Annotated in this window: 1 protein-coding gene; it reads right to left on the bottom strand. The window is 42.4% G+C overall.

Translation table 11 applies throughout. The annotated features are described in order from the left end of the window. Nucleotides 1–434 (bottom strand): HDOD domain-containing protein (locus A3761_RS07120; protein WP_156491706.1); only part of this gene is annotated, 434 nt, incomplete at both ends.

The following is a 434-nucleotide window of genomic DNA, read 5'->3' as shown; positions in this document are numbered from 1 at the left end:
TCCTTCAAAAGCTCCAATTCATCTTCATATAAATTCAGATCTGCAAATACGGTATCTTGCAAAGCTGTATCTATCGCAGCTTCTTCACCCGATAACATTGCTTGAGCTAACTTAGCAGCACCATTAGTCACCATCGCTTGGTCACGATTGCTTTGGGCATTTTGATAGTCAGCATAGTAATGAACAGATTCCTGAACGATTGCGGGCATTTTCCATTTTCTGACCACGACTTCGCCATATTTCACATGATAAGCAGATTCGATTACCCCTACTTCATCTAATGAAATAGATACGTCATGCCATTCCGAGTAGTCAAAGATGGTCTGAAGGATAACCGGTTTGCCAATGCTATGAAGCAAACCGCATAGAAAGGCGGCTTCGACATTTTTCTTGGCAACTCGCGCAACCTCTTTTCCCCAAAAGGCTGTACATAA

The sequence above is a fragment of the Oleiphilus sp. HI0123 genome, from assembly GCF_001635315.1.
This window is presented reverse-complemented; position numbering and strand designations above follow the sequence as displayed.